Source organism: Candidatus Palauibacter irciniicola, from assembly GCF_965208695.1.
GTDB lineage: Bacteria > Gemmatimonadota > Gemmatimonadetes > Palauibacterales > Palauibacteraceae > Palauibacter > Palauibacter irciniicola.
The window spans coordinates 2,336,102-2,360,041 of the sequence record NZ_OZ242352.1; the positions used below are offsets into that span (position 1 = coordinate 2,336,102).

Genomic DNA, 23,940 nt, shown 5'->3' on the forward strand with positions numbered 1-23,940 from the left:
GGCGCTTGCCACGGCCCGCCCTACTTGTCGATCGGCAGTCCGCTGGGCACGGTCGCCGGCGCCAGGTGCGACAGGTCGCGCGCCGCATCGTCCGTCAGTGACTCGAGGAAGGCGACGAGGTCGTCCGCTTCCGCGTCGTCGAACGTGACCGGGATGAGAATCGTGTCCCGCGTGGCGAGGATCTCGTCGAAGTTGTTGAGCAGCGTGCCCCGCAGTTCGGGGTCCACCTGCGACACGTCGTAGTCCCGGAGACGGTTGTCGATGCTGTCGTAGTGGACGACGATCGCCTTCAGCGTGGCGAACTGGCCCGCGTGGCCGTACGGCCCCGTGAGTTCGACGTTCCGCATCGGCGGCGTCTTGAACAGCCGCCGGTGCGCCGGGTCTCCCGTCACGCGCTCGCGGCCGAAATCGTCGTTGCCGCCCGGCCCGTCCCCCAGCCCGGGTCCGATCTGCGGGAGAGCGGCGTTGTGGTGCTCGTTGTTGCGGTCGTCGAACTGGTCGGTTTCGTGGCACAGCATGCAGCGAATCGTCATGAAGCTCTTCGCGCCGCGCAGCGCCGAATCGCTGAGCTGGTCGTTGTCCCCCTTCAGGAACCGGTCCCACGGCGTGTCGATGAAGGTGAGTTCGGAGACGTAGAAGCCCGCGATCGCGTTCGCCGCGTGCGCGAAGGACATGTCGTCGAACGCCGTGCCGGGATACGCGGCCTCGAACATCGTCCGGTATTCCTCGATCTCCCCCAGCCGCGCCATGAGCGCCGCCCACACGCCGGTGAAGTCGTCATCCTCCAGCGCCGCCACTTCGTTGTCCTCGCCGAAGCCGCGCATCTCCTTGCGCCGCAGCACGGGAATCATGGGCTGCGCCGAGAGCGCGCCGAACTCGAACACCGCCTGCATCTCGGGCGTCAGTTGATCCCCGGCCTCCGTCGAGATGGAGCCGTCCTCCATTTCCTCCACGAATCCGTCCCAGAAGAACTGCGTCGAGAGATGGAGGTTGAAGAGCGCGGGCGAGTTGCGCGGGATGAACTCGCCCTCGGGGTGCGTCCGGTTCGGACCCAGCCCGCGTCCCCCGACGCCGATCGACAGCGACCGGCCGTCCCCCATGGCGAAGCTGGGCAGGTGACACGTCATGCAGGAGATGTCCCGGTTCCCGCCCAGAATCCGGTCGAAGGACAGCGCGCGCCCCAGTTCGACGAGTTCCGGCCGCACGGGGGGCGGCGGCTCGAGCGGGTCGAGGTTCCGGTGGTCCGCGAGCAGGCGCACCGTGTCGATGAGCATGGCCCGCACGACCTCGGGAGACGGCGGGGGCGGGGGCGGGGGTTCCGGCGGAGGCGCGGGCGGCACCGCCGGCGGAACCGGCGGCGTGACGGAACCGTCCCCGCAGGCGGCGAGGCCGAGCAGGAGTCCCGTGGCCGTGAGGGCGATCGCCCTCCGAGTGCGATTCAACATGCGGGAGACATATGCACCGGGGTCGTGGAACGCTCCCGTCAGGGGCTTTCCACGATGATTCGCACATCCATCATGTACTCGTGGTAGCGGCAGAAGAACACGTACTCGCCCTCGACCCTGGGACGGTAATCCCAGACCGTACCCGGCCGCAGATCGTCGCTGTCCACCGCTGTCGCGCCCTCGGGGACCTTGCTGAACTCCACCCGGTGGATGTTCGTGCCGTTCTGCGTCCAGGTGATGGTCGCGTGCCGCTTCACCGTCACCTGGGCTTCCTGATCGTGATTGCCGTCCGGATCGACGAACGTGTCGTCCAGGATGTCGAAGTTCGCGTCCGACCCGAAGGGCACCTCCACTCTGGGCGGCGGGGGCGGTGGAGGCGGAGGTGGAGGCGGCGGCCCGACGGGCGGGGGCGGCGGCGGTGCGGGCGGAGGAGGCTCGATGGGCGTGCCGACCGGGCCCGTGCCCGAACCTCCGCCCCCGCAATTGAGGGCGATGCCCATCGCAAACAGCAGGGCTGGCCAACGACCCTTCATTCAAGACCCTCCCAGGGGTACCGCGCTCACGATCCGACCTGAAAAAATGAAACGGCCCGCGTGCCTCAGGCAAGCTCCGGCAGCTTCGCCGTCGGCCCGGCGTTGCTGTGGGGCCCGATCCGTTCAAGATTCGCCGACATGCGAACCTCACCCCATGTCCGCCCGGTGACACCCGTCATCGGCGCCGAGGTCGACGGCGTGGACCTCGCCGCCCTTGATGATGACAGTTTCGAGACCATCCGCGATGCGTTGATGGCGCACTGCGTCCTCTTCTTCCGGGACCAGGACATCTCCATCGAGAGCCAGAAGGCGCTCGGGGCCCGGTTCGGCGAACTCGTCGAGCACCCCAACGAGCCGGGGATCGAGGGACATCCCGAGGTGTTCCGGATCCATGCGGACGAGAACTCGGTGCGGGCGACCGGGGAGCGCTGGCACTCGGATGTGTCGTGCGACCCCATGCCGCCGATGGGTTCGATCCTGCGCCTGCACACGGTGCCCGGGAGCGGCGGCGACACGCTGTTCGCGAACATGTACGAGGCCTACGAGGCGTTGTCGGACCGCATGAAGGCGCTGCTCGATGGTCTCACGGCGGTCCATGACGGCGGCCCGTTCTACCGGGAGGTGAACCGGCTCATCGGGCGCGACGACGGGGGCCGCTCGTACCCGTCGGCGGAGCACCCCGTCGTTCGCACGCACCCCGTGACGGGGCGGAAGGCGCTGTTCGTGAACGAGATGTTCACGGTCCGCATCGCGGATCTGCCGCGGGGCGAGAGCATCGGGCTGCTCGACTTCCTCTTCCGGCACGTGCAGCGGCCCGATTTCCACTGCCGCTTCCGCTGGCGCCCGCTCGCCTTCTGGGACAACCGCTGCACGCAGCACCACGCAATCTGGGACTACTTCCCCGCGGTACGCTCCGGTTACCGCGTCACCATCCGCGGCGAACGCCCCACCTAGGAGTCCGGATCATGCTGAAACGCACCCCGATTTCGCTAACCGTGTTCGCCATGGCAGCGGCGCTTGGGGCCTGCAGCGCGGACTCGGAGGTCGCGCCTGCGGCGGCGACCGAGGCGGCGGCGCTCGCGATCGTCGGGGCGACCGTCATCGACGGCTCGGGCGCCGAACCCGTGCCCGACGCGACGGTCCTGGTCCGCGACGGGCGCATCGAATCCGTGGGACCTTCGGCGGAGGTCGAGGTTCCGGCGGACGCCGAGGTTCTGGACGCGGCCGGGAAACATCTCGTCCCCGGTCTCATCAACGCGCACGGCCATGTGGGCGCGACCCTCGGCCTCGAGGGCGGGCACTACTCGCGGGACAACGTGCTGCGCCAACTCGAACTGTACGCGAGCTACGGCGTCACCACCGTCGTGAGCCTCGGCGGGGACGAACCCGTCGGGGTCGAGGTGCGCGACGAACAGGACGTGCCGTCGCTCGACCGGGCCCGGCTCTACGTGGCGGGTGCCGTGGTGGCGGGGATCACGCCGGGGGCCGCGCTCGAGATGGTGAACGGGAACGCGGCGATGGGGGTCGACTTCATCAAGATCCGGGTCGACGACAACCTCGGAAGCACGTACAAGATGACGCCGGACGTGTACGGGGCGGTGATCGAGGGGGCGCAGGCACTCGGGCTTCCGGTCGCGGCGCACCTGTTCTACCTCGAGGACGCGCACGGGCTGCTCGACGCCAACGTGGACTTCATCGTGCACAGCGTCCGCGACCGGGACGTGGACGACGCGCTCGCGACTCGGCTCATCGAAGCCGGTGTCTGCTACTCGCCGACGCTCACGCGCGAAGTCTCGACCTTCGTGTACGAGAGCGAGCCGGAGTTCTTCTCGGATCCCTTCTTCCTCGCCTCGGCCGAGCCGGCGGTGCTCGAAGCCCTGCGCGCCCCCGAGAGCATGGCGCGTTACCGCGAAAGCGAGTCGGCGCAGCGCTACAAGGAGGCGCTCGCGCAGGCGCAGGAGAACCTCGGCGCGCTGTCCGACGCCGGCGTGACCATCGCCATGGGCACGGACACCGGTCCGCCCGCGCGCTTCCAGGGCTACTTCGAGCACATGGAACTCGCGCTCATGGCGGAGTCCGGCATGTCGCCGATGGAGATCCTCGTCGCCTCCACGGGCGACGCCGCGCGCTGCGCGGGGCTCGAAGGCGTCGGCACGATCGAGGCCGGAAACTGGGCGGATCTCATCCTCCTCAACGCGGATCCCCTGGAAGGCGTCGAGAACCTGCGCGCGATCGAATCCGTCTGGATCGCCGGTAACCAGGTGCCTTCCGTCTCCGGCTAGCCCGGGCTCCGTTCGCGAAGGTCGACGATCGGGGGGGCGTCCTCGGGGATCGTGGCCGGCTCGACGGTGCGGACGTCCACGCGGAGCCGGGTCGTCTCGCGGAGGCGGGCGGCGAGTTCGTCGAGGTCGGGCTGTCGGTCCCCCCTGGCCTCGATGGCGACGACGAGGACGTCGCGATGGTCCTCCTCGGTGACCGACCCCTGGTAGCGCCGGACGCCGGGAGCGCCCTTGAGGGCTTCCGCCAACTGGCGCGGATGGACGAACATGCCGCGCACCTTCACGCCCTCGCCGGTCCGGCCCAGGAATCCCGCCAGTCGGGGAGAGGTCCGCCCGCAGTCGCACCCGTCGGGCCGGAACGTCGACAGATCGCCCGTGCCGAAGCGGACGAGCGGGTAGACCGGGTTGGCGATCGTGACGACGACCTCGCCCGGTTCGCCGGGCTTGCACGGCTCGCGCGTCCCGGGGTCCAGCACTTCGACGACGATGCCCGGCGCGACGTGCCAACCGTCCTTCGCGTCGCATTCGTAGCCGATGGCCCCGGCGTCGGCGGTCCCGTACGCCTGAAAGACCGAGACTCCGTGGCCCTCCTCCAGCAACCTGCGTAGATCGAGAGGCAGGGGCGCCCCGCTGACGAGCGCGCGGCGCAACGTCGCGGGGATCCCGTCCTCCCTCCCCCGCTCCAGCAGGGCGAGAAGGAACTGCGGCGTCCCCACGTAGCCGGCGGCGCCGATCTGCGACGCGAAGGCGGCCTGAGCCGACGTGTTCCCCACCCCGCCCGCCACGACCACGCACCCCACGGCGCGCAACCCCGCATCCATCATGTGACCGCCCGGGGTCAGGTGATACGAGAACGTGTTGAGCACCACGTCGCCGCGCTCGAACCCCGCCGCGCGGAACGCGGGGGCCATGCGCCAGTAGTCCGCCCGCTGGCCCTCCGGGTCGTTGATGGGGCCGGGGGACCGGTGGATGCGCCGGAGGACCCCGAGGTCCACGCCCAGCATGCCGCCGAAGGGCGGTTGGGCCGCCTGCAGGTCCGGCAGGTCGTCCTTGGCCAGGACCGCCACGTCCCGCAGCCCCGCCACGCCGCGCGGCTCGGGGTGGGCGATCCCGGCCTCCCGCAGGCGGACCCCGGCTTCCCCGCTGCGCTCGAGCGCCAGGCGGACGGCCCGGTCGGCCAGCGCATCCTGCGCCGCGTCCCAGTCGGGCGGCGCTTCCGCGGCGTCCACGGGACGACGCCCCGCCGGGCTCATGACAGCCACCGCTTGCGGCGGCGATAGTGCTTCACATCGCGATACGAGCGCCGCCCGATCTCGCTCAGGCCCAGGTAGAACTCGCGCACGTCCTCGTTGTCGCCCAGTTCCTCCGCGGAACCCTCCAGCACCACGCGGCCCGACTCCATGACGTACCCGTAGTCCGCGACGGAGAGGGCGAGGCGCGCATTCTGCTCGACGAGAAGGATGGTCGTCCCCTCCTCTTCGTTGATCCGCCGGATGATGCCGAAGATCTCCTGCACGAGAATCGGCGCGAGCCCCAGCGACGGTTCATCGAGCAGCATGAGCCGCGGGCGGGCCATGAGCGCCCGCCCGAGCGCGAGCATCTGCTGTTCCCCGCCCGACAGGTAGCCCGCCCACTGGCGCTTCCGTTCCGCCAGCCGCGGAAAGTACCCGTAGACCCGCTTGAGGTCGTCCGGCACCCCGCCGCGGTCCCGGCGCGTGTGCGCGCCGGCGAGCAGGTTCTCGTGGACGGTGAGGTGTTCGAACACGTGCCGCCCCTCGACGACCTGGAAGATGCCCCGGCGCACGATACGATCGGCGGGAAGGCCGTGAATCTCGTGTCCGTCGAAGCGGATCGATCCGTCCGTGACCTCGCCGTCCTCGACCTTGAGCAGGCCCGAAATCGCCTTGAGCGTCGTCGTCTTGCCGGCCCCGTTCGAGCCGAGGAGGGCGACGATGTGCCCTTCCGGCACCTCGAGGGAAAGTCCGCGCAGGACGAGGATCACGTCGTCGTAGAGGACCTCGACGCTGTTGAGTTCGAGCAGGGCGCTCACCGAGCTCAAGGGGCTGTGAGGACTTCCGTCAGCGGGGTCCACCTTCCGTCTTCGGCCCGGAAGAGCCGGAGCCCCTTCGACCCCCGGTGGTCGCTCGGCGTGAAGGTGAGCGGCGGGCCGGCGCCGCCCGTGTCGAGCCCGTCGATCGTCTCCAGCGCCTGCTTGATGTTCTCGCCCGTCAACTCCTGTCCCGCATCGAGCACCCGCCGGATCCCCTCGACGAACACCGCCATCGTCCACCACCCCTGCGTGTACGCGTTCGTCTTGTCGCCGTGGTCATCGCCCCGGGACTCGAGATAGTCGCGGATGTCGCGGACCCCCGGCACGTCGGCGGTGAGCGGCGCCCACGGGATCGCCCCGACCACGCCTTCGGCCGCGTCATCCGCCAGCCGCCACAGGAGCGCGTTGGCGCACCAGTTCAGGCACACGAAGGTGGCGTCGATCCCCAGCCCCCGCGCGTTCCGCAGAGCGACGGCCGCCGGCGCGGAGGTGTTCTGGAACACCACGTACGTCGCGCCCGACTGGCCGATGCGGGTGAACTCCGCCGTGTAGTCGGTCGCGCCGCGCGGCATCTCGTAGGGCGTGACGTTGACGCCGATCTCCCGCGCGTAGTCCTCGCCCCCCTGCACCCAGGGCGACAGGCCGAAGGGACTCGCGTTGTGCATGAACGCGACCCGCGCGTTCCCCGCCCCGCCGTTCGCCCGGTGGTCCTCCGCGATCCAGCGCAGCACGATCCGGAACTGGTCGCTGTAGCTCGTCGCCACGAGGAAGTTGTAGGGCGATTCGTGCGCGTCGCCGAGCACGTGCGAGAGGGAGGCCGACGAGAACGGGATGCGATCCTCGGCGATCCTCAGCCGGAGCGCCTCCGTGTCGCCCGTCCCCCACCCCATGAAGATGAGGGCGCCCTCCTGCACGAACTGCGTGTAGAGTTGCTCGGCCCGGTCGACCTGATAGCCGTAGTCCTGGTAGATGAGCCGGACCGGCCGCCCCGCGACGCCGCCCGCCGCGTTGAGCCACTCGACGTGCCCCTGCACCCCTTCGGCGTAGTCGAGCCCCACGTCGGCCGTCGGCCCCGTGAGGTCGAAGATGGCCGCGATCAGGATCTCGTTCTCCGCCCGCTCCCCCGAGCCCCCGCACGCGGCGAGCGCGACGGACAGAATCAGACCGCCGGCGGCGGTGAAAGCGAATCGGCTGGAGCGCATATCCCGAGACCTCTTCATGTCGCGGAGTCTTTCCGACTTCGGAGCGATCAGCGGCCCTCTCCGCGGCGGTACGCGAAAGGCCACACGTAGAAGTAGTCTTTCACGTTGCGCCACAGTTTGGACAGGCCTTCGGGCTCGAACACGAGGAAGAGGATGATGACGAGCCCGAACGCCGCCTGCTGTACGCTGGGCAGGAGGGCCGCGACCGCGGGCGCCGACTGCTGCAGTTCCCGTCCCGCCGTCGCGATCATGGCGGGAAGGAGGGTGATGAGCGCTGCCCCGAACAGCGAGCCGCGGATCGTCCCCAGTCCTCCGACGATGATCATCGCCAGGTAGAGGACGCTGGTCTCGAGCGTGAAGCGCTCCCACGAGATGATGTTGCGGTAGTAGGCCGTGAGGGCGCCGGCGAGCCCCACGAAGAACGACGAGGTCGCGAAGGCGAGGAGCTTGGTCCCGAACACGTTCACGCCGATGACGCTCGCGGCGATGTCCTGGTCGCGGACGGCGACGAAGGAGCGGCCGATGCGCGAGCGGAACAGGTTCGCGGTGAAGAGCGCCGTGGCTCCCGCCAGGGCGATGCCGAGCCAGTAGAAGCCGAAGTCCGTGTTCAGCCGCTGGCCGAAGAGGCGCGGGGCCGGGACGACGACGGCTTCGACCCCTCCCGTGAGCGCGGGCCAGTGCGTGACGACCCACTCGACGATCTCCTGGGCGGCGAGCGTGGAGATCGCGAGGTAGAGCCCCTTGAGCCGCAGCGAGGGGAGGCCGAAGAAGACGCCCACCGCCGCCGTCGCGAAGCAGGCGGCCACGATGCTCACGCCCCACGGCAGGCCCAGCCTCAGCGTGAGCAGCGCGGAGGTGTACGCGCCGACGGCCATGAAGGCGCCCTGCCCCAGCGAGACCTGTCCCGTGTAGCCGACGAGGATGTTGAGGCCCAGCGCGCCGATGGTGGCGATCGCGATCTGGTTCGCGAGGTTGAGCCAGTACGGTGACGCGAGGAACGGGAAGACGAGGAGCGCCGCCGCGAACAGACCGAGCCGGAGGCGCTCCGCCGGCACGCGCCGGAGCCCCATGTCCGTTCGATAGTCCGTGTGAAAGACGCCGCTCTCCAAGAGATTCTCCCGTTCGCCTGTGTGCGCGCCTACACGCGCTCGATGATTTCTTTTCCGAAGAGTCCGTACGGGCGGACCATGAGGACGATGATCAGCACGACGTACGGGATGATGAGGTTGAGCCCGTGGCCGATGTAGCCGCCCGCGTAGAACTCCAGCAGTCCGATGATCGCGCCCCCGACGACCGCCCCGCGGATCGAGTCGAGTCCGCCCAGGATCACGACCGGGAAGACGCGCAGGCCGATCTGCGCGACGTTCGGCGTCACGCCCACGATGTTGCCGAGCATGATCCCGCCGATGGCGGCCGTCACCGCCGCCAGCGCCCACGCGGTCGCGAACACGCGCGGGATGCTGATCCCCATGCTGAGGGCGGCCTGCTGGTCGTCCGCGATGGCCCGCATGGCGATGCCGCTCCGCGTGCGCCGGAAGAAGAGCGCGAGTCCGGCGAGCAGCGCGAGCGCCAGCGGGATCGCCACCAGGCGGTCCGCGCTCACGACGGCGGATCCCAGCATCACCTCGCCCTCGGGCAGGAAGGACGGGAAGGTGCGGGGCTGCGGTCCCCAGATCGCGTGCACGACCGCGCGCAGCACGCTCGAGAGGCCGATCGTGACCATGATCATCGAGATGATCGGCTCGCCGATCAGCGGCCGGAGCACGGTGCGCTCGACCGCGACGCCGATCCCCGCCGCCACGAGCATCGTCAGCAGTACGCCGACCGTCCACGGGAGCCCGATCTGGACGAGGGAGAAGAAGATGAGATAGGTCCCGAACAGGAGGAGGTCCCCCTGCGCGAAGTTGATCACATCGCTCGCCTTGTAGATGATGACGAAGCCCACCGCGGCGAGCGCGTAGATCATGCCCGTGCCCAGGCCCGCCACCGTGAGTTGCAGGAACTGGTCCACGCTCACTCCGCTCCGTCGAGCCGCTCGATCCGCAGATCGTGCTTCACGGTGGCCGTGCGGCCGTCCTGGTAGGCGATCTCCATCTCCACCTCCACGGCGTCCTCCTCTCCGTACAGCGCCTCGATCAGGGACTCGAAGCGCTCGGCGACGAAGCGGCGTCGCACCTTGCGGGTGCGCGTGAGTTCGGCGTCATCCGCGTGCAGTTCCTTGTGCAGCAGGAGGAAGCGCCGGACGCGGGCCGCCTCGGGCACGTCCCCGTTCACCGACTCGACGTGGGCCCGCACCAGGTCGTAGACCTCGGGCTTCTGCGACAGGTCCGTGAACGTCGTGTACGCGAGTTGGCGCCGCTCCGCCCACTGCCCCGCGTTCTCGAAGTCGATCGCGATGATCCCGGCCACGTACGGGTGCTCGCCGCCGAAGACGACCGCCTCGCTCACGTAGGGGCTGAACTTGAGCAGGTTCTCAATGAACTGGGGTGAGAACGTCGTCCCGTCCGCGAGCGACATCACGTCCTTCAGCCGGTCGACGACGACGAGGTGGCCCTCATCGTCGAAGTATCCGGCGTCGCCCGAGTGCAGCCAGCCGTCCACGAGCGTCTCGCGCGTCGCCTCCGGGTTCTCGAAGTACCCCTGGAAGACGGCCGGCCCGCGGGTCAGGATCTCCCCATCCCCCGCCACCCTCACGTCCATCCCGGGCAGCGGCTCGCCGACCGTCTGGTACCGGATGTCTCCGTCCCGGTGCAGCACCGAGATCCCGGCGACCTCCGTCTGCCCGTAGATCTGCTTCAGGTTCACGCCCAGCGCGTGGAAGAAGCGGAACACGTCCGGCCCGAGCGCGGCCCCGCCGGTGTAGGCGTCGCGCAGGTGCGTCAGGCCGAGCTGGTTCTTGATCGGACGCAGGGCGACCGCCTCCGCGATCCGGCGCCGGAGGCGCCCCCGGCCGTCGGGCGTCCGCCCCTCGAACGCGTCGTCGGCCGCCGCCCCGCCGACCTTCATGGCCCACGCGTGAACGCGGCGCTTCAGCGGCGTCGTGTCCTCCACCATCACCTGCACCTCGGAGACGAGGTTCTCCCAGATGCGGGGCGGCGAGAACATCACGCGCGGCCCGATCTCGCGCAGGTCCTGCCGCACGGTGCCCGGCTCCTCGGGGAAGTTCACCGGGAAGCCGACCAGGACGTGGCGGGAGACGGTCATCATCTGCTCTCCGATCCAGGCGAGGGGGAGGAACGAGACGAACTCGTCCTCGGCCTCCATCGGGTCCACGTCCTGCAACTGAGCGGCCATGCTGAGCAGGTTCGAGTGCGAGAGCACGGCGAGCTTGGGCTTGCTCGTCGTGCCCGAGGTGGTGCACAGGAGCGCGGGGTCGTCGTCCCGGACCGCCCCGAGAGCAGCCGTGTACTCGTGCGGCATCGCCTGGTCGCGTTCGCCCCCCCGTCGCTCCACATCCGGAAACGCGAGAAGCCCGGGCGCCTCGTAGCGGCCCAGCCCGCGCGGGTCGTAGTAGATGATGTACTCGAGGCGGGGCAGCGCCTCCCGGATCTCGAGCACCTTGTCGACCTGTTCCTGGTCCTCCGCGATGACGACCCGCGCCCTCGAAGCCGCGAGCAGGTACTCGAGTTCCGTGGCGACCGCGTCCTGGTAGAGGCCGAGGGGCAGCGCGCCGAGCGACTGCGCCGCCAGTTCACCGATGACCCACTCGGGACGGTTGTCGCCCACGATCGCGATCCGGTCGCCGCTCTCGAGACCGAGTTCGCGGAGCCCCATCGCGAAATGGCGCACGCGCCGCGCGTATTCGGTCCACGTGATGCTCTGCCAGATCCCGAACTCCTTCTCGCGCATGGCCACGCGCTCGCCATGGTTCGCCGCCTGCAGGCGAAGGAGTCCGGGCAGGCTGCCGTCCACGAATCCGATGCTCATCGTCCGCTCACGAGACGGCTCCGGCCGCCGTTTCCCCGTGGCCCAGGTACGCCTCGATCACGCGGTCGTCGGAGCGGACCCGGGCGGGAGAGCCTTCCGCGATGACCTGCCCGAACTCGAGCACGACCACGCGCTCGGAGATGTCCATGATCACGTCCATGTCGTGGTCGATGACGACCGGGGTCGTCCCCCACTCCTCGTGCACGTCGAGGATGAAGCGCGCCATCGACTCCTTCTCCTCCGAGTTCATCCCGGCCATCGGTTCGTCGAGGAGCAGGATCTCGGGATCGAGCGCCAGCGCCCGGCCGAGTTCGACGAGCTTCTGCTGTCCGTAGGGGAGGTTGCCGACGACGGCGTGCCGGATCGGCTCCAGATTCAGGAAGTCGATCACCTCCTCGACCCGCATGCGGTGCCGGATTTCGCGGCGCCGCTGGACACCCCAGAAGATGCCGCCCGACAGGACCCCGCCGCGCATGTGGACGTGGCGTCCGAGCATGATGTTGTCGAGCGCGGTCATGTGCTTGAAGAGCTCGATGCTCTGGAAGGTGCGCGCGACGCCGAGCCGGGCGATCCGGTGCGGCTGCAGGCGGTGGAGCGCGTGCGACCCGCCCGCCGGGTCCCGCAGCGTGATGGTGCCCTCGGTGGGACGGTAGAGGCCGGAAATGCAGTTGAGCACGCTCGTCTTGCCCGCTCCGTTCGGGCCGATGAGCGCGAGGAGTTCACCGCCGCGAATGTCGAGGCACACGTTCTCGAGCGCCGTCACGCCCCCGAAGCGGAGGGTGACGCCGTCCAGGTGCACGCTGGCTCGGCCGTCGGACTCGTTCATGTGGGCGCCTGCCGCGGCTCGGGACCGTTCGGGGAACCCCGGGGAAAACGGGAAGTAGTTGACGAGCGGGCCTCCGGCAATCCTTATGAACATATGATGCGTCTCCGGCCGCCCCCCGCCCCGATTCTCGCCACCGCGCTGGCCGCCGTGCTCGCCGCCGCCGCCGTGGCGGGCATGACGGGGCGATCCGACCCGCCGCCGGACGCGGTCGCCGGGGAGGCGAGTGCCGGGGAGGCGAGCGCTTCGGCCCTCCGCGAACGCGCGGCCGCGCGGGACCGGCTCCTCGAGCGCGAACCGGGACTGGCCCAGGCGCGGGCGGAATGGGGGCGGGACTTCTACTTCACGCGCGCCATCTACTCCGGTTCCCGGGGCTGGTGGGGGGGACGGGGACGCGGCACCTGGGCCACGGATTTCCCGAAGGCCGACCGCCAGTTCCTCTTCATCCTCCATCGTCTGCTCCAGATGCTGGACCTGCACGAGTGGGAGAACCCGGTCGCGCTCGACGACCCCGAACTGCGCCGCTTCCCCTTCCTCTACATGCTGGAAGTCGGCTACATGAACCTCTCCGAGCCCGAGATCGAGGGTCTTCGGGGCTACCTCGAGGCGGGCGGATTCCTCGTGGTGGACGACTTCTGGGGAGAGGAGGCGTGGTACAACCTGGAGTACCACATGTCGCGCATCCTGCCCGGCCGCCGGATCGAGCCGATTCCGATGGAACATCCGATCTTCCACCAGTTCTACGACATCGACGAACTCAAGACCGTTCCGAGCGTCAACAACGCGATGCGCGGGCGCTATGAGGAGTGCTGGGGACCACCCTGCACGCCCACGGTCCGCGGGATCTTCAACGACCGCGGCGAACTGATGGTCGTCATCAACCACAACACGGATCTGGGCGACGCGTGGGAGTGGTCCGAGCACCCGTACTACCCGATCGACCGCTCGACCTACGCCTACGAACTGGCCATCAACTACATCATCTACGGCCTCAGCCACTGATGGGCCGGATCTCCCGGCGGCGGTTCGGGGCGCTCGCCCTCGGCGCCGCGGGGGCGGCGGCCACCCCCTGGCCGCTCCGCGCGCTGCGCGGCCAGCGACTGCTCGTGGACGGCGACCGGCTCAACCGCCGCCTCGGCGAACTCGCGCGCTTCAGCAGCGCCGAAGAGGGCACGACGCGGCTCGCCTACAGCGACGAGGACCGGGCGGCCCGCGCCTGGCTCTCGGACATCATGTCCGACCTCGGCCTCGAAGTGCACGTGGACCGCGCGGCCAACCTGATCGGACGCCGGCGCGGCGCGGACCCCTCGCTCGCCCCGATCCTCCTCGGCTCCCATATCGACTCCGTCCCGGCGGGCGGCAGCTACGACGGACAGGTCGGCTCGATCGCCGCGCTCGAGGCGATGGCCACGCTGGTGGACGCGGGTCGCGAAACCCGCCACCCGCTGGAACTCGTGATCTGGGCCAACGAGGAGGGCGGCAAGACGGGAAGCCGGGCGATCGCGGGCGAGACCCTGCCCTGGGAGGTCGACATCGTCACCGCGAGCGGGTTCGCGATCGGCGAGGGCACGGAGCGCCTGGGCGGCGACCTCTCGGACCTGGCCGCCGCCCGGCGGGAGGCCGGCAGCCTCGCGGCCTACCTCGAACTGCACATCGAGCAGGGGTTCGTGCTCGACCGGGGCGGGCTCGACATCGGCGTCGTGCAGGGGATCGTCGGCATCCGCCGCTGGACGGTGACCGTCGACGGCTTCGCGAACCACGCCGGCACCACGCCCATGGACATGCGGCAGGACGCCATGGTGACCGCGGCGCGCATCATCGATGCCGTGCACGTGACCGCGCGGGAACTGCCCGGGCGGCATGTGGCCACGGTCGGCCGCCTGACCGCCGAGCCCGGCGCGCCGAACGTGATCCCGGGGCGGGTGACCTTCAGCCTCGAGATCCGGGACCTCGCCATGACGGACATCGACGCCGTGTTCCGGGCCATCCGGGGGCGGGCCGAGGAGATCGCGGCGGCGGACGGCACGACGGTCTCCGTCGAGCAGTTCTACGAGAGCCGCGCGGCGCCGACCGATCCGCGCCTCCGGGACATCATCGAAGCCGAGGCGCTCGATCTCGGACTCACGGCGCTGCGCATGCCGAGCGGGGCGGGCCACGACGCGCAGAGCGTCGCGCTGCTGGGGCCGGTAGGGATGATCTTCGTGCCCAGCCGCGACGGCATCAGCCACTCGCCGCTCGAGTTCACGGAGCCGGATCAGATCACGGCGGGGGCGAACGTGCTGCTCGCCGCCCTGCTTGCGGTCGACGCGCGCGGCCTATGAACCCCGGCCGTCAGTTGCCGATCACGTCCTTCGAGATGCGCATGGCGACGAGCATGTTCGGCACGTCCACGACCTCGGCGATCTTGAGGTCTCCGGCCATCGAGGCCAGCTGGTAGGCTTCCTGCCGGGACAGGCCCCGCGAACGCACGAGGTAGTCGATCATCGCCTCGACGGCGTTCCGCGCCGCCTCGTCGATCGTCGGCGCGAAGCCGGTCACGGCGTAGAACTCATCGGTCTCGTAGTGGGGCGACGGGATGGGTCCGATGCCCTTGATGACCTCCAGTTCGTAGACCACGCGCAGCGGCCCCTCGATCGCCGTGCCGCCCACCTCGCCGTCCCCCTGTGCGATGTGCGGGTCGCCGATCGAGAAGAGCGCCCCTTCCACCAGCACCGGGAAGTGCACCGTCGTGCCTTCGACCAGGTCGCGGTCGTCCATGTTGCCGCCGTTCTGGCGGGGCGGGATGGTGACGAGCATCGAGTCGGTGTCCGGCGCCACCCCCATCACGCCGGGGAACGGCCGCAGCGGAATCCGGATCCCGGGCGCGAAATCGACGCTGGTGTCCCCCGGTTCGAACTCGAACGTCCTCAGATACGGTTCGGGAAAGCGGTCGGCGAGGAACCCGAATCCGGGGACGTTCGCAACCCAGCCCCAGTCGCCGAGTTCGATCTCGTGCAGCGTGACCGCGAGGAGGTCGCCCGGCTCGGCGCCCTCGACGTACACCGGTCCGGTCAGGGGATGGATGGGATCGAAGCTCAGCCTGGCGAGATCCTCGAACGTGGACTCCGGAGTCAGTTGTCCGTCCGAGGCTTCCTCGAGATACGCCTCGATGACGGCGCCCGACTCCACGGTCAGGATCGGCGGAATCGTCCGGCTCCAGCGGTTGTGCGTCTGGTCCGCCGTCAGCGTGTGCTGCGGCTCCGGCGTGGGCGGCCCTTCGTCGGCCCCGCCGCCGGGCGCGCAGCCCGGCGCGAGGACGAGCGAGAGGAGCGCAACTCCGGCGGAGACCCTGCCACCCGGCATCACGGCTCGTTCGCGACCGTGAAGTGGAGGGTGTCCACGACCGGCGGATCGAGCGGGATGTGCGCGGGGTTGGCCACGACGGCGATGAGGCGGTGCTCTCCGGCCGCGAGTCCTTCCAGCATGTACTCGGTGCTCCCATCCCCCATGTGGATGATCTGGGGGTCGTTCTGCGGGATCAGCTCGGAGAGCGGCGTGAGATCCACGTCGACGTACAGATGATGGTGCCCGGTGCCGACGACCGGTGGCGTGATGGAGACGATCTCGATCCCTTCCGTCTCCATGACGACCAGGACATCCGGACCCACCGTCGCGCCTTCTTCCGGCTGCGTGATGCGGACGGTGACGGCCGGCTCGGCGGGCATCTCTTCGGCCGGTTCCGCGGCCATCTCGGTGTCCTCGGCTTGTTCTCCTCCCCCGCAGGCGACGGCGAGCGAGAGCGGGGCGACGAAGGCAACGGGGATCCATCTCGAGCGCGGGAAACGCATGAAACCTCCTGGACGAACGATCCGTCGATGCGACACGGCTTCGGGATTCGCAGATTAGGGAAACGGACCCGCGCGCGCGAGACGCGCGGATCGATGCGGCACCGGATACAACGTTTCCGTCCACCGCATGTTCTGAAACACAGAGCGGAAGTCGACGAGGCAGAAAGGCGGCGAGCGCATGTCCTTCAGTTCAAACCCGGAGTGCCGATGAATCCACGCGCGGCCCTCCTCGCGCTGGGCCTCTTTCTCGCGTCCCCGGGTCGAACCGCGGCGCAGGAAACCCTGGCGCCGCCCGTTCCCGGCCCCATGCCCCTGGGGGCGGCGTGTGTCGTGCCGGATTCCATCGGGGACGGACTCCGCCGCATCGCGCGACGGGTCGGCGACGCCGTCGGCGTCTCCGCGCTGCACGTCGAGTCGGGCGCCCGCATCTCGTTCAACGGCGACCGGCCCTACCCGATGGCGAGCGTATCGAAGGTTCCGATGGCGCTCGAGTTCCTGCGGCGCGTCGACCTCGGGGAGATCGATCCCTCCGAGACCCGCGTGGTGACGGTCGAGGAGTTTCGCGCGGGACACAGTCCGCTCGCCGACTGGTCGGGGGCGCGATCCGTGCGCGTCACGGTGGACAGCCTCTTCTCGCTCATGCTCGCGCAGTCGGACAACACCGCGACGGACGTGATCCTCAACATGTCGGGCGGACCTGAGGCCGCCACGCGGCACCTCCGCCGGCTGGGCGTCGAGGGCGTGCGCGTCGACCGCTCCGAAGCCCGCACCTTCGCGGACCTGGTCGGACTGCCCGACACGATCCCGGAGACCGAACTGTATCGCTACCAGTACTTCCGGCTGCGCGACGCCCTGCCCGACGCGCACCGCCAGGCCGCGCGCGAACGCTACGGCACGGACCCGCGGGACACGGCCACGCCGGACGGGATGACGGACCTCCTGCTCACGATTCACGAGGGCAAGGGACTCACCCCCGAATCGCGCGCCTGGATCCTCGACGTTCTGAACCGGTCGCGGTCCGGACGCAGCCGGATGCGGGGGCGGCTGCCGCAATCGACGTTCGTCGCGCACAAGACGGGAACGATGGGCGGCGCCATCAACGACGTGGGCATCGTCACGCTGCCGGACGGCGCGGGGCACCTCATCGTCTCGGTGTTCGTGAACACGCTTCGGCGCCCGACGTGGCGGCGGGAACGCACGATCTCGGAGATGACGCGTCTTCTGTACGACTACTTCGGGGAGGAGTTCAGGGAGCGGGGCGCCGCCGTCGCGCTCGCGAGACGCTTCGGCACCCCCTGCGCCCCCTAGCAGCCCGCGGCAAGAGCCGCGGCAGGAGCCCTCAGGAGTTCCGGTTGCCGTTGGCGAAGATCCTGTACAGCGCCGCCCAGCCCACGGCGATGTAGACGAGCCGGGCGAGGGGGCCGAAGGCCGCGGCCACGAAGTTGAAGCCGATGAGGCCGATCAATCCCCAGTTGAGGGCGCCGGCCAGCAGCAGCGCGTTCGCCACTCTGTTGCAACTCTTGCCGTTCATGTATCTCTCCCGACTGAATCTGGTTGAAGATATAGTACGAACAAAAACCGACCGGGTTTCGCAAGGCCCGAATGCGCTCGGACGGGGTCCTCGGCGCCGAGACGATGCGGAGATGATCATTTGAGACGTCGCGAGTTCGTTGCCGCGCTTTCCGGCGTGCTCGCCGTGGCCGCCTGCGGAGACGGCGCCGGGCCCGCGCCACCGCCGCCGGAGCCGCCGCCCGCGCCACCGCCCCCGCCGCCCGGTCCCGTACCGGGCGCGAACGTGACCGTGAACATCGAGGACAACGCCTTCGTCGACCCGGCGGGGCGCCGCAACGGCGACGCGGAGGTGACGATCCGGAGCGGCGAGACGGTGGGCTGGCGGCACGTCGGCGCGAACCCGCACACGGTGACGTCGACCGACGTTCCCTCCGGCGCGCAGGCCTTCGACAGCCGCACGATGAGCAACAACGACACCTTCACCGTCACGCCGAGCGTGGCGGGCACGTACGTGTACTACTGCGCCACCCACCCGAGCATCATGGTGGGGTCCCGCATCATCGTCACCTGACCCGCGATTCAACCCTCCCCCAGACGCGCGTGTCGTCTATCTGAACCTCACCTGAACCTCGGCTGAGGGCAGACGACTACTACCCGGCCGCGAGCAGCCGGCCACGACCCCGGGATCGACGCCGATACAGCGGACACCGATGACACGCGCGCGCCTCGTTCGGCGGCTCTCGGGGCCAGTTCTCGCCCTTGCCGTGCTTCTCCCCTGCGGAGTGCGCGACGTCGCGGCCCAGGACGGCGGTGGCTCCGTCATCCAGGCCGCGCGGCTGACGGCCGAGGAGCGCATCGACCTCGACGGCCGCGTCGAGGAATCGTTCTGGAGCCGCATCGAGGCGATCAGCGACTTCCGGCAGCGCGAGCCCGTCGAGGGCGGCGTCCCGTCGCACCCCACCGAAGTCCGCGTCGCCTACGATCGCGACAACCTCTACATCGCGGCGATTCTGTTCGACGAGCCCGGCGAGATCCTCGCCCGGCAGCGGGCGCGCGACGCGTTCCTGTTCACGGACGACCGGTTCGCCTGGGTGCTCGACACGTTCGGGGACGGCCGCACCGGCTACCACTTCGAGACCAACGCGGCCGGCGCCCTCAGCGACGGACTCATCACGGGCACCGGCGGCGGCGGGCCGGGCGGCGGCGGCGGGTTCGGCGGCGTGAACCGCTCCTGGGACGGCATCTGGGAGGTGCGCACCGCGCGCCGTCCCGACGGGTGGTCCGCGGAGATCCGGATCCCCTTCCGCACCCTGAACTTCGTCCCCAACGGCGAGAACTGGGGCATCAACTTCCTGCGCTCGATCCGCCGCAACAACGAGGAGATCCTGTGGCGCGGGTACGGACGGAACGAGGGTCTGAACCGCCTCGTGTTCGCCGGCGAACTGGAAGGACTCGAGGGCCTCTCGCAGGGCATCGGCCTGGAGGCGGTGGCTTCGGGCATCGGCAGTTGGCGCAACACGCCCGACAACGCGGACCCGACGACGTTCCCGCGCGACGTGAGCCTCGACCTCAACTACAGCGTGACGCCGAGTCTCCGCGCCTCCTTCAGCGTCAACACGGACTTCGCCGAGGTGGAGAGCGACCAGCGCCGCGTCAACCTCACGCGCTTCCCGCTGCGCTTCCCCGAGCGGCGTGACTTCTTCCTCGAGGGTTCGAGCGTGTTCACGTTCGCGCCCCGCAGCGGCCCGCAGCCCTTCTTCTCGCGGCGGATCGGGATCGAGGGCGGCCAGCAGATCCCCATCGACTACGGGCTTCGCCTCACCGGCCAGCTCAACGGCGTCGACCTCGGCTTCTACCAGATGGGCACCGGCGCCCACTCCTACGCTCCGGAGGATGCCCTCGCGAACGGGGCCGCGCCGGACCCCGCCGACCTGATACGGTTCGCGAGGGAAGCCTTCACGGTGGCGCGAGCCCGGGTCCCCATCTTCGAGCAGTCCGCCATCGGAGCCATCTACACCCGGCGCTCCACCGCGGCCGATGCGAACGGCTTCCTGCCGGCGGACCGGCACACGCTCGGCGCGGACCTCGACTATCGGACGAACAGCCTGTTCGGAAACCAGAATTTCGAGGCCGAGGCGTTCATGGTCTGGAACTCGAATCCGGACCCGGCCGTGTCCCGGAGCTTCCAGGATCTCTCCGCCTGGGGGGGCCGGATCAACTTCCCGAACGACCTCTGGTCCGGGCACGTCTCCTACCGGGAGTTCGGCGACGACTACAGCCCGGCGGTCGGGTTCGTGGCCCGGAACGACTTCCGCCGCGTGGAACCGCGCATCGGGTGGGCTCCCCGTCCGGCCATCGACTGGATCCGGCAGGTGGAGGTCTCGGTCCAGCTGAGGAATCTGTGGGAGATGGGGTCCATGATCCTCGAGGAGCAGGAACTCCAGCTGAACTTCATCGACATCGACTTCGAGAGCGGGGACAACCTGAGCTTCGAGGCGGTGCGGACGTACGAGTTCCTCGACCGGCAGTTCGAGATCAGCGACGGCATCGACATCGTGCCGGGCGACTACACGACCTGGGACTACCGGCTCCGCGGCCGGACGACGAGCCGCCGTCCCGTTTCGGTCCGGGGCGGGGCCAACTTCGGCGGCTTCTGGAACGGCGACCGGGTGCGGGTCGACCTGAACGCGAACTTCCGGCCGAACCCCGGGATCAACCTGGAGACAGGCTACGAGCGCAACGCCGTGTACCTGCCGCAGGGGGACTTCGTCACGAACCTCTATCGCCTCGAGGGTTCGTGGGACCCGACCCCGTGGATCGGCGTGACGAACCAGTTCCAGTACGACGATGTGAGCCGGGTGCTCGGACTGTTCATGCGGTTCCGCTGGATCCTGAAGCCGGGCAACGATCTGTTCCTCGTCTACACCCACAACTGGCGGAACCTGGAGTCCGGGCTGCTCGATGCACCCGACGATTCGGACCCGATGAGGTGGATGGACCTGAGGACCCTCTCCCGCGGCGCCTCGATCAAGCTGAACTACACCTACCGCTTCTAGCGGGGCCTCCCGCGACCGGGCGGCCCGCCCCCTTTCCGGCCAGGACCCGAACTTCCCGGCTATCCCCCGAACGCCTCGAAGAAGGCGAGTTCGTGGCGCATGGCCTCGGCGTAGGCCTCCGCCGCCCGCTCCGGCGCGTCCGCGGCGAGGTCGTCGAGCAACGCCTCGAGTTCCGCGGCGAGCCCCTCGAAGTCCGGCGAGGCGTACGTCTCGATCCAGTCCCGATAGGGATTCTCCGTGTGATCTCCCGTCTGGAGACGCTGCCCGAGCCAGGCGTAGAGCCGCATGCAGGGGGTCATGGCGGCGAGAATCTCCCCCGCCTCGGCGTGCCAGGCCGCGCGGGCGAGGAAATCCGTGTAGCCCTTCGCGGCGGCGTTCGGCACGACGTGGTCGAGATCGATGTCGAGTCGCTCGGCGTACGCGCGGTGAAGCTCGAGTTCGTCGAGCACGCCCTGCATCAGGACGTGCAGCCGGCGTGCCACTTCCATCCGGTCGGCGGTGCGCGCCGCGGCCAGCGCGTAGGCGCTGAAGAAGGCCCGAAGGAAGAAGGCGTCCTGGGCCACGTACCGCCGGAACGCCTCCGGATCGAGCGTCCCGTCGGCGAGGCCGCGCACGAACGGGGAGTGGAGGCAGGCGTCGGCGAGGCCGGCGTTCCGGGCCCAGAGCACTCGGTGCAGCGGTTCCGCCATGCGTCTCGAACCCGTCGCTAGCTGAACAACGTGCCCACGGCTTCGGGGGGCGCGTGGAAGTGGAAGCGCGGGATCGGGGCGCGGAAGACGGAGCCGTCGCGGCGCCGGAAGTGGTAGAACCCCTCCATGTGACCCGTCGGACCGCGCAGGATGCAGAAGCTGTTGTACCGGTGCGAATCCCCCGGGCTCAACACCGGAGACTGTCCGACGACGCCCTCCCCCTCCACCTCGTGGTCGCCCGCCACGAGATCGTGGATGAGCCAGTGCCGCCAGAAGAGTTGCGCCGGCTCGGTTCCCACATTCTCGATCGTGATGTGGTAGACGAATACGTAGCGCCAGGCCGCCGGATCCGAATGTTCCGCCGCGTACTCCGGCCGCACGTCGATGGCCATCGCGTCCGGTACGATGGGGGGAGCGCCGGCATCGGGGGTGGTCTCGTGAGGGGCCATTCGGGCGGAGGATACGCCGTTACCGTTGCGCGGGCCACGCCTCGCGCCGCAGAGTATCAGTGCATCGTTTTGTTCGGGCCGCACTCCCGGTTCGCGGACGACGGCCGGGTGACAGGAACTTGAGGGAGCATGGAGGAAGCGATGGATTCCCAGCACACGTTCTCACGCCGGCACTTCGTGGGCGGCGCCGCCGCGGCCCTGGGTGTTGCGGGCCTGAACCCGACGGCGGTCATCGGCGCCGGACTGAAGCCTCCCCCGAAGGGCGTCGAACCCCTCGATCCGTACGACGATCTCGCCAAGCTCTCCTCCAACGAGAACCCGTACGGGCCCTCGGAGAAGATGCTGGAGGCGATGAAGGGGGCCTGGAAGTACTCGAACCGGTACGGCTATCCCGATGGCGACATCCTCGAGAAGATCGCGGAGTCCCACGGGGTCCCCACCGATCACGTGATGATCAACGCGGGCTCCGGCGAGACGCTGCGCGTGGCGGGCCTCGCCTTCCTGCGCCACGAGGAGAAGGTCGTCGGCGTTTCGCCCACGTACCTGACCGTCTACCGGACCGCCTCCGGGATCGACGCGGATGTGATCGAGCGGCCGCTCCTGCCCGACTACACGCAGGACATCGACGACCTCATCGAGGTCACGAACCGCAACTATCGCGATGTGGGCATGGTCTACATCTGCAATCCCAACAACCCCACCGGCGTCATCGTGCCGGGGGACGACATCCGGCGCCTGCTGGACGGGATTCCGGAAGACGTCCCCGTCCTCATCGACGAGGCGTACCATCACTTCATCGAGGACCCGCGCTACGAGACGGCCGTCCCCTACATCAAGGAAGGCCGCAAGGTGCTCGTGACGCGCACTTTCTCGAAGATCTACGGGCTGGCGGGCATGCGTCTCGGCTACGGGATCGCGCCGCCCGACATGATCGACCAGATGCGGGACTACGCGACGGGCAGCGTGAACGCACTCGTGAAGTGGGGCGGCGTCGCCGCGCTCGAGGACAAGGAGTACGAGGCCTGGATCAAGGAGACCTCGAACACGCTCCGCGACCAGACCGCCGACGTCCTGCGGGGCCAGGGCTTTGAGGTGCTCCCGTCGGAGACGAACTTCTTCATGGTCCGCACGGGACGGCCGACGGCCGAGGTCCGGGCCGAGTTCCGCAAGCACGAGGTGGCCGTGGGCCGCGACTTCCCGCCCATGCTCGACTGGCTGCGGGTCTCGGTCGGGACGGAAGACGAGATGAACCGCTTCCTGACGGCGTGGAACGAGATCTTCCCCGACGGCATGACCGCGGCGGACAGCAACAGCCGCTCGTAACGCTCGGGCACTCACATGCCGGGAACACGCCAGGGACTCCCCGGGCCGCACAGGCGCGGCGGGGCGATGTGGCTCGCGCTTGCGGGCACGATCCTGCATCTGACCGTCGCGGCGCCGGTCCGGGCCCAGTTGGACGCGAACGCCATCATCGATCGGGTGGACCGGATGCTGCGCGGCGATTCCAGCCGGGGCGTCGCGACGATGGAGGTCGTGACCGAGCACTGGGAGCGGCGGATGACGATGGAGATCTGGTCGCTCGGCACGGACTATTCGCTCGTCCGCCTGCGGGCGCCGCGGCGGGAAGCCGGAACCGCGACTCTGAAGGCCGCCGAGGACATCTGGAACTACCTCCCCAAGGTTGATCGGACGATCAAGGTTCCCGCGTCGATGATGGGCGGATCGTGGATGGGGTCGCACTTCACGAACGACGACCTGGTCAAGGACAGCAGGCTGGTCGAGGACTACGACATCGAGCTCGTGTTCGACGGAGAGGATGCGGACGGCGTGGCCGTCTGGGACTTTCGCCTGACCCCCAAGCCCGAGGCACCCGTCGTCTGGGGGCACATCGATTACCGGATCCGGCAGTCCGACGACATGCCGATCCGGGCGGAGTTCTTCGACGAGGACGGCGAACTGGCCAGGACCGTGGAGCACGGCGACTACACCGAGTTCAGCGGGCGGATCGTCCCCAGGGTCATGAACATGCACCCGGCGGACAAACCGGACGAACGCACGACGATCCGCTACGAGGAGCTCGAGTTCGACATCGACATCGATCCGTCCTTCTTCTCACTCCGGACCCTGCAGCGCGGGAGGTAGCGACGC

The 23,940-nt window shown here is 69.3% G+C and carries 23 protein-coding genes; 9 read left to right on the forward strand and 14 right to left on the reverse strand.

Annotated elements, in window-relative coordinates:
• Window positions 1-20: 20 nt before the first annotated feature.
• Together ACOGI9_RS10160 and ACOGI9_RS10165 are read right to left on the reverse strand one after the other, a co-directional pair.
• Window positions 21-1,445: a cytochrome-c peroxidase gene (locus ACOGI9_RS10160; RefSeq protein WP_419857018.1), complete on the reverse strand. Its 1,425-nt coding sequence runs from the start codon at window positions 1,443-1,445 to the stop codon at window positions 21-23.
• 38 nt (window positions 1,446-1,483) lie between these two features.
• A complete protein-coding gene (locus ACOGI9_RS10165; RefSeq protein ID WP_419857019.1) occupies window positions 1,484-1,978 on the reverse strand; it encodes a cupredoxin domain-containing protein in 495 nt (164 codons plus the stop codon).
• A 165-nt stretch (window positions 1,979-2,143) separates the two neighbouring features.
• Between ACOGI9_RS10165 and ACOGI9_RS10170 the strand changes: the two genes are divergently transcribed.
• On the forward strand, window positions 2,144-2,932 hold the full coding sequence (locus tag ACOGI9_RS10170) for a TauD/TfdA dioxygenase family protein (protein ID WP_419857020.1): 789 nt from the start codon (window positions 2,144-2,146) through the stop codon (window positions 2,930-2,932).
• 50 nt (window positions 2,933-2,982) lie between these two features.
• The gene (locus tag ACOGI9_RS10175; RefSeq protein ID WP_419857021.1) at window positions 2,983-4,260 is read left to right on the forward strand and encodes an amidohydrolase family protein; all 1,278 of its coding nucleotides are present in this window, start codon (window positions 2,983-2,985) and stop codon (window positions 4,258-4,260) included.
• On the opposite strand, the gene ACOGI9_RS10180 is transcribed toward ACOGI9_RS10175, so the two are convergent.
• Genes ACOGI9_RS10180 through ACOGI9_RS10210 form a run of 7 tightly spaced genes read right to left on the reverse strand, consistent with a single transcriptional unit; the run spans window position 4,257 to window position 12,262 of the window.
• On the reverse strand, window positions 4,257-5,510 hold the full coding sequence (locus ACOGI9_RS10180) for a phenylacetate--CoA ligase family protein (protein WP_419857022.1): 1,254 nt from the start codon (window positions 5,508-5,510) through the stop codon (window positions 4,257-4,259). The genes ACOGI9_RS10175 and ACOGI9_RS10180 overlap by 4 nt on opposite strands.
• A complete protein-coding gene (locus tag ACOGI9_RS10185) occupies window positions 5,507-6,298 on the reverse strand; it encodes an ABC transporter ATP-binding protein (RefSeq protein ID WP_419859275.1) in 792 nt (263 codons plus the stop codon). Before ACOGI9_RS10185 ends, ACOGI9_RS10180 begins: the two co-directional genes overlap by 4 nt.
• A gap of 14 nt (window positions 6,299-6,312) precedes the next feature.
• Window positions 6,313-7,527 (reverse strand): ABC transporter substrate-binding protein, encoded by a 1,215-nt coding sequence (locus ACOGI9_RS10190; protein ID WP_419857023.1) that lies wholly within the window; start codon window positions 7,525-7,527, stop codon window positions 6,313-6,315.
• A 29-nt stretch (window positions 7,528-7,556) separates the two neighbouring features.
• The gene (locus ACOGI9_RS10195; RefSeq protein WP_419857024.1) at window positions 7,557-8,618 is read right to left on the reverse strand and encodes a branched-chain amino acid ABC transporter permease; all 1,062 of its coding nucleotides are present in this window, start codon (window positions 8,616-8,618) and stop codon (window positions 7,557-7,559) included.
• Between the two features lie 29 nt (window positions 8,619-8,647).
• Window positions 8,648-9,520, reverse strand: coding sequence for a branched-chain amino acid ABC transporter permease (locus tag ACOGI9_RS10200; RefSeq protein WP_419857025.1), 873 nt, complete (start codon window positions 9,518-9,520; stop codon window positions 8,648-8,650).
• 2 nt (window positions 9,521-9,522) lie between these two features.
• The gene (locus ACOGI9_RS10205) at window positions 9,523-11,436 is read right to left on the reverse strand and encodes an AMP-binding protein (RefSeq protein ID WP_419857026.1); all 1,914 of its coding nucleotides are present in this window, start codon (window positions 11,434-11,436) and stop codon (window positions 9,523-9,525) included.
• A gap of 7 nt (window positions 11,437-11,443) precedes the next feature.
• The gene (locus ACOGI9_RS10210) at window positions 11,444-12,262 is read right to left on the reverse strand and encodes an ABC transporter ATP-binding protein (protein WP_419859276.1); all 819 of its coding nucleotides are present in this window, start codon (window positions 12,260-12,262) and stop codon (window positions 11,444-11,446) included.
• A 93-nt stretch (window positions 12,263-12,355) separates the two neighbouring features.
• Between ACOGI9_RS10210 and ACOGI9_RS10215 the strand changes: the two genes are divergently transcribed.
• Both ACOGI9_RS10215 and ACOGI9_RS10220 read left to right on the forward strand, forming a co-directional pair.
• The gene (locus ACOGI9_RS10215; RefSeq protein ID WP_419857027.1) at window positions 12,356-13,261 is read left to right on the forward strand and encodes a DUF4159 domain-containing protein; all 906 of its coding nucleotides are present in this window, start codon (window positions 12,356-12,358) and stop codon (window positions 13,259-13,261) included.
• Window positions 13,261-14,580, forward strand: a complete 1,320-nt coding sequence (locus tag ACOGI9_RS10220) for a Zn-dependent hydrolase (protein ID WP_419857028.1) — start codon at window positions 13,261-13,263, stop codon at window positions 14,578-14,580. Before ACOGI9_RS10215 ends, ACOGI9_RS10220 begins: the two co-directional genes overlap by 1 nt.
• A 10-nt stretch (window positions 14,581-14,590) precedes the next feature.
• On the opposite strand, the gene ACOGI9_RS10225 is transcribed toward ACOGI9_RS10220, so the two are convergent.
• Both ACOGI9_RS10225 and ACOGI9_RS10230 read right to left on the reverse strand, forming a co-directional pair.
• Window positions 14,591-15,601, reverse strand: a complete 1,011-nt coding sequence (locus tag ACOGI9_RS10225) for an acetamidase/formamidase family protein (RefSeq protein ID WP_419857029.1) — start codon at window positions 15,599-15,601, stop codon at window positions 14,591-14,593.
• Window positions 15,601-16,086 carry a DUF4399 domain-containing protein gene (locus tag ACOGI9_RS10230; RefSeq protein ID WP_419857030.1) on the reverse strand — a complete coding sequence of 162 codons (486 nt, stop codon included), beginning with the start codon at window positions 16,084-16,086 and terminating at the stop codon, window positions 15,601-15,603. Before ACOGI9_RS10230 ends, ACOGI9_RS10225 begins: the two co-directional genes overlap by 1 nt.
• Window positions 16,087-16,293: 207 nt before the next feature.
• Here ACOGI9_RS10230 and ACOGI9_RS10235 point away from each other — a divergent pair, with 207 nt between their 5' ends.
• The gene (locus tag ACOGI9_RS10235) at window positions 16,294-17,394 is read left to right on the forward strand and encodes a serine hydrolase (RefSeq protein WP_419857031.1); all 1,101 of its coding nucleotides are present in this window, start codon (window positions 16,294-16,296) and stop codon (window positions 17,392-17,394) included.
• A 31-nt stretch (window positions 17,395-17,425) separates the two neighbouring features.
• Here ACOGI9_RS10235 and ACOGI9_RS10240 read toward each other — a convergent pair whose 3' ends face one another.
• Window positions 17,426-17,617: a DUF378 domain-containing protein gene (locus ACOGI9_RS10240; protein ID WP_419857032.1), complete on the reverse strand. Its 192-nt coding sequence runs from the start codon at window positions 17,615-17,617 to the stop codon at window positions 17,426-17,428.
• 120 nt (window positions 17,618-17,737) lie between these two features.
• Here ACOGI9_RS10240 and ACOGI9_RS10245 point away from each other — a divergent pair, with 120 nt between their 5' ends.
• Both ACOGI9_RS10245 and ACOGI9_RS10250 read left to right on the forward strand, forming a co-directional pair.
• Window positions 17,738-18,169, forward strand: coding sequence for a cupredoxin domain-containing protein (locus ACOGI9_RS10245; protein ID WP_419857033.1), 432 nt, complete (start codon window positions 17,738-17,740; stop codon window positions 18,167-18,169).
• Between the two features lie 139 nt (window positions 18,170-18,308).
• Entirely contained in the window at window positions 18,309-20,654 is a 2,346-nt protein-coding gene (locus tag ACOGI9_RS10250) for a DUF5916 domain-containing protein (protein ID WP_419857034.1), read from the forward strand.
• A gap of 59 nt (window positions 20,655-20,713) precedes the next feature.
• Here the strand turns inward: ACOGI9_RS10250 and ACOGI9_RS10255 are convergent, their stop codons facing one another.
• Together ACOGI9_RS10255 and apaG are read right to left on the reverse strand one after the other, a co-directional pair.
• On the reverse strand, window positions 20,714-21,343 hold the full coding sequence (locus tag ACOGI9_RS10255) for a TenA family protein (RefSeq protein WP_419857035.1): 630 nt from the start codon (window positions 21,341-21,343) through the stop codon (window positions 20,714-20,716).
• A gap of 17 nt (window positions 21,344-21,360) precedes the next feature.
• A complete protein-coding gene (gene apaG, locus ACOGI9_RS10260; protein WP_419857036.1) occupies window positions 21,361-21,792 on the reverse strand; it encodes a Co2+/Mg2+ efflux protein ApaG in 432 nt (143 codons plus the stop codon).
• A 141-nt stretch (window positions 21,793-21,933) separates the two neighbouring features.
• Between apaG and ACOGI9_RS10265 the strand changes: the two genes are divergently transcribed.
• A complete protein-coding gene (locus tag ACOGI9_RS10265) occupies window positions 21,934-23,115 on the forward strand; it encodes a pyridoxal phosphate-dependent aminotransferase (RefSeq protein ID WP_419857037.1) in 1,182 nt (393 codons plus the stop codon).
• Window positions 23,116-23,181: 66 nt separating this feature from the next.
• On the forward strand, window positions 23,182-23,934 hold the full coding sequence (locus tag ACOGI9_RS10270; protein ID WP_419857038.1) for an outer membrane lipoprotein-sorting protein: 753 nt from the start codon (window positions 23,182-23,184) through the stop codon (window positions 23,932-23,934).
• Window positions 23,935-23,940: the final 6 nt, after the last annotated feature.

What these genes read in the sequence shown, in the direction of transcription:
- ACOGI9_RS10160 (WP_419857018.1), bottom strand. Translation starts at nt 1,445, where the DNA reads ATGTTGAATCGCACTCGGAGGGCGATCGCCCTCACGGCCACGGGACTC.
- ACOGI9_RS10165 (WP_419857019.1), bottom strand. Translation starts at nt 1,978, where the DNA reads ATGAAGGGTCGTTGGCCAGCCCTGCTGTTTGCGATGGGCATCGCCCTC.
- ACOGI9_RS10175 (WP_419857021.1), top strand. Translation starts at nt 2,983, where the DNA reads ATGGCAGCGGCGCTTGGGGCCTGCAGCGCGGACTCGGAGGTCGCGCCT.
- ACOGI9_RS10180 (WP_419857022.1), bottom strand. Translation starts at nt 5,510, where the DNA reads ATGAGCCCGGCGGGGCGTCGTCCCGTGGACGCCGCGGAAGCGCCGCCC.
- ACOGI9_RS10190 (WP_419857023.1), bottom strand. Translation starts at nt 7,527, where the DNA reads ATGAAGAGGTCTCGGGATATGCGCTCCAGCCGATTCGCTTTCACCGCC.
- ACOGI9_RS10205 (WP_419857026.1), bottom strand. Translation starts at nt 11,436, where the DNA reads ATGAGCATCGGATTCGTGGACGGCAGCCTGCCCGGACTCCTTCGCCTG.
- ACOGI9_RS10210 (WP_419859276.1), bottom strand. Translation starts at nt 12,262, where the DNA reads ATGAACGAGTCCGACGGCCGAGCCAGCGTGCACCTGGACGGCGTCACC.
- ACOGI9_RS10215 (WP_419857027.1), top strand. Translation starts at nt 12,356, where the DNA reads ATGATGCGTCTCCGGCCGCCCCCCGCCCCGATTCTCGCCACCGCGCTG.
- ACOGI9_RS10220 (WP_419857028.1), top strand. Translation starts at nt 13,261, where the DNA reads ATGGGCCGGATCTCCCGGCGGCGGTTCGGGGCGCTCGCCCTCGGCGCC.
- ACOGI9_RS10225 (WP_419857029.1), bottom strand. Translation starts at nt 15,601, where the DNA reads ATGCCGGGTGGCAGGGTCTCCGCCGGAGTTGCGCTCCTCTCGCTCGTC.
- ACOGI9_RS10230 (WP_419857030.1), bottom strand. Translation starts at nt 16,086, where the DNA reads ATGCGTTTCCCGCGCTCGAGATGGATCCCCGTTGCCTTCGTCGCCCCG.
- ACOGI9_RS10235 (WP_419857031.1), top strand. Translation starts at nt 16,294, where the DNA reads ATGAATCCACGCGCGGCCCTCCTCGCGCTGGGCCTCTTTCTCGCGTCC.
- ACOGI9_RS10240 (WP_419857032.1), bottom strand. Translation starts at nt 17,617, where the DNA reads ATGAACGGCAAGAGTTGCAACAGAGTGGCGAACGCGCTGCTGCTGGCC.
- ACOGI9_RS10250 (WP_419857034.1), top strand. Translation starts at nt 18,309, where the DNA reads ATGACACGCGCGCGCCTCGTTCGGCGGCTCTCGGGGCCAGTTCTCGCC.
- ACOGI9_RS10255 (WP_419857035.1), bottom strand. Translation starts at nt 21,343, where the DNA reads ATGGCGGAACCGCTGCACCGAGTGCTCTGGGCCCGGAACGCCGGCCTC.
- apaG (WP_419857036.1), bottom strand. Translation starts at nt 21,792, where the DNA reads ATGGCCCCTCACGAGACCACCCCCGATGCCGGCGCTCCCCCCATCGTA.
- ACOGI9_RS10265 (WP_419857037.1), top strand. Translation starts at nt 21,934, where the DNA reads ATGGATTCCCAGCACACGTTCTCACGCCGGCACTTCGTGGGCGGCGCC.
- ACOGI9_RS10270 (WP_419857038.1), top strand. Translation starts at nt 23,182, where the DNA reads ATGTGGCTCGCGCTTGCGGGCACGATCCTGCATCTGACCGTCGCGGCG.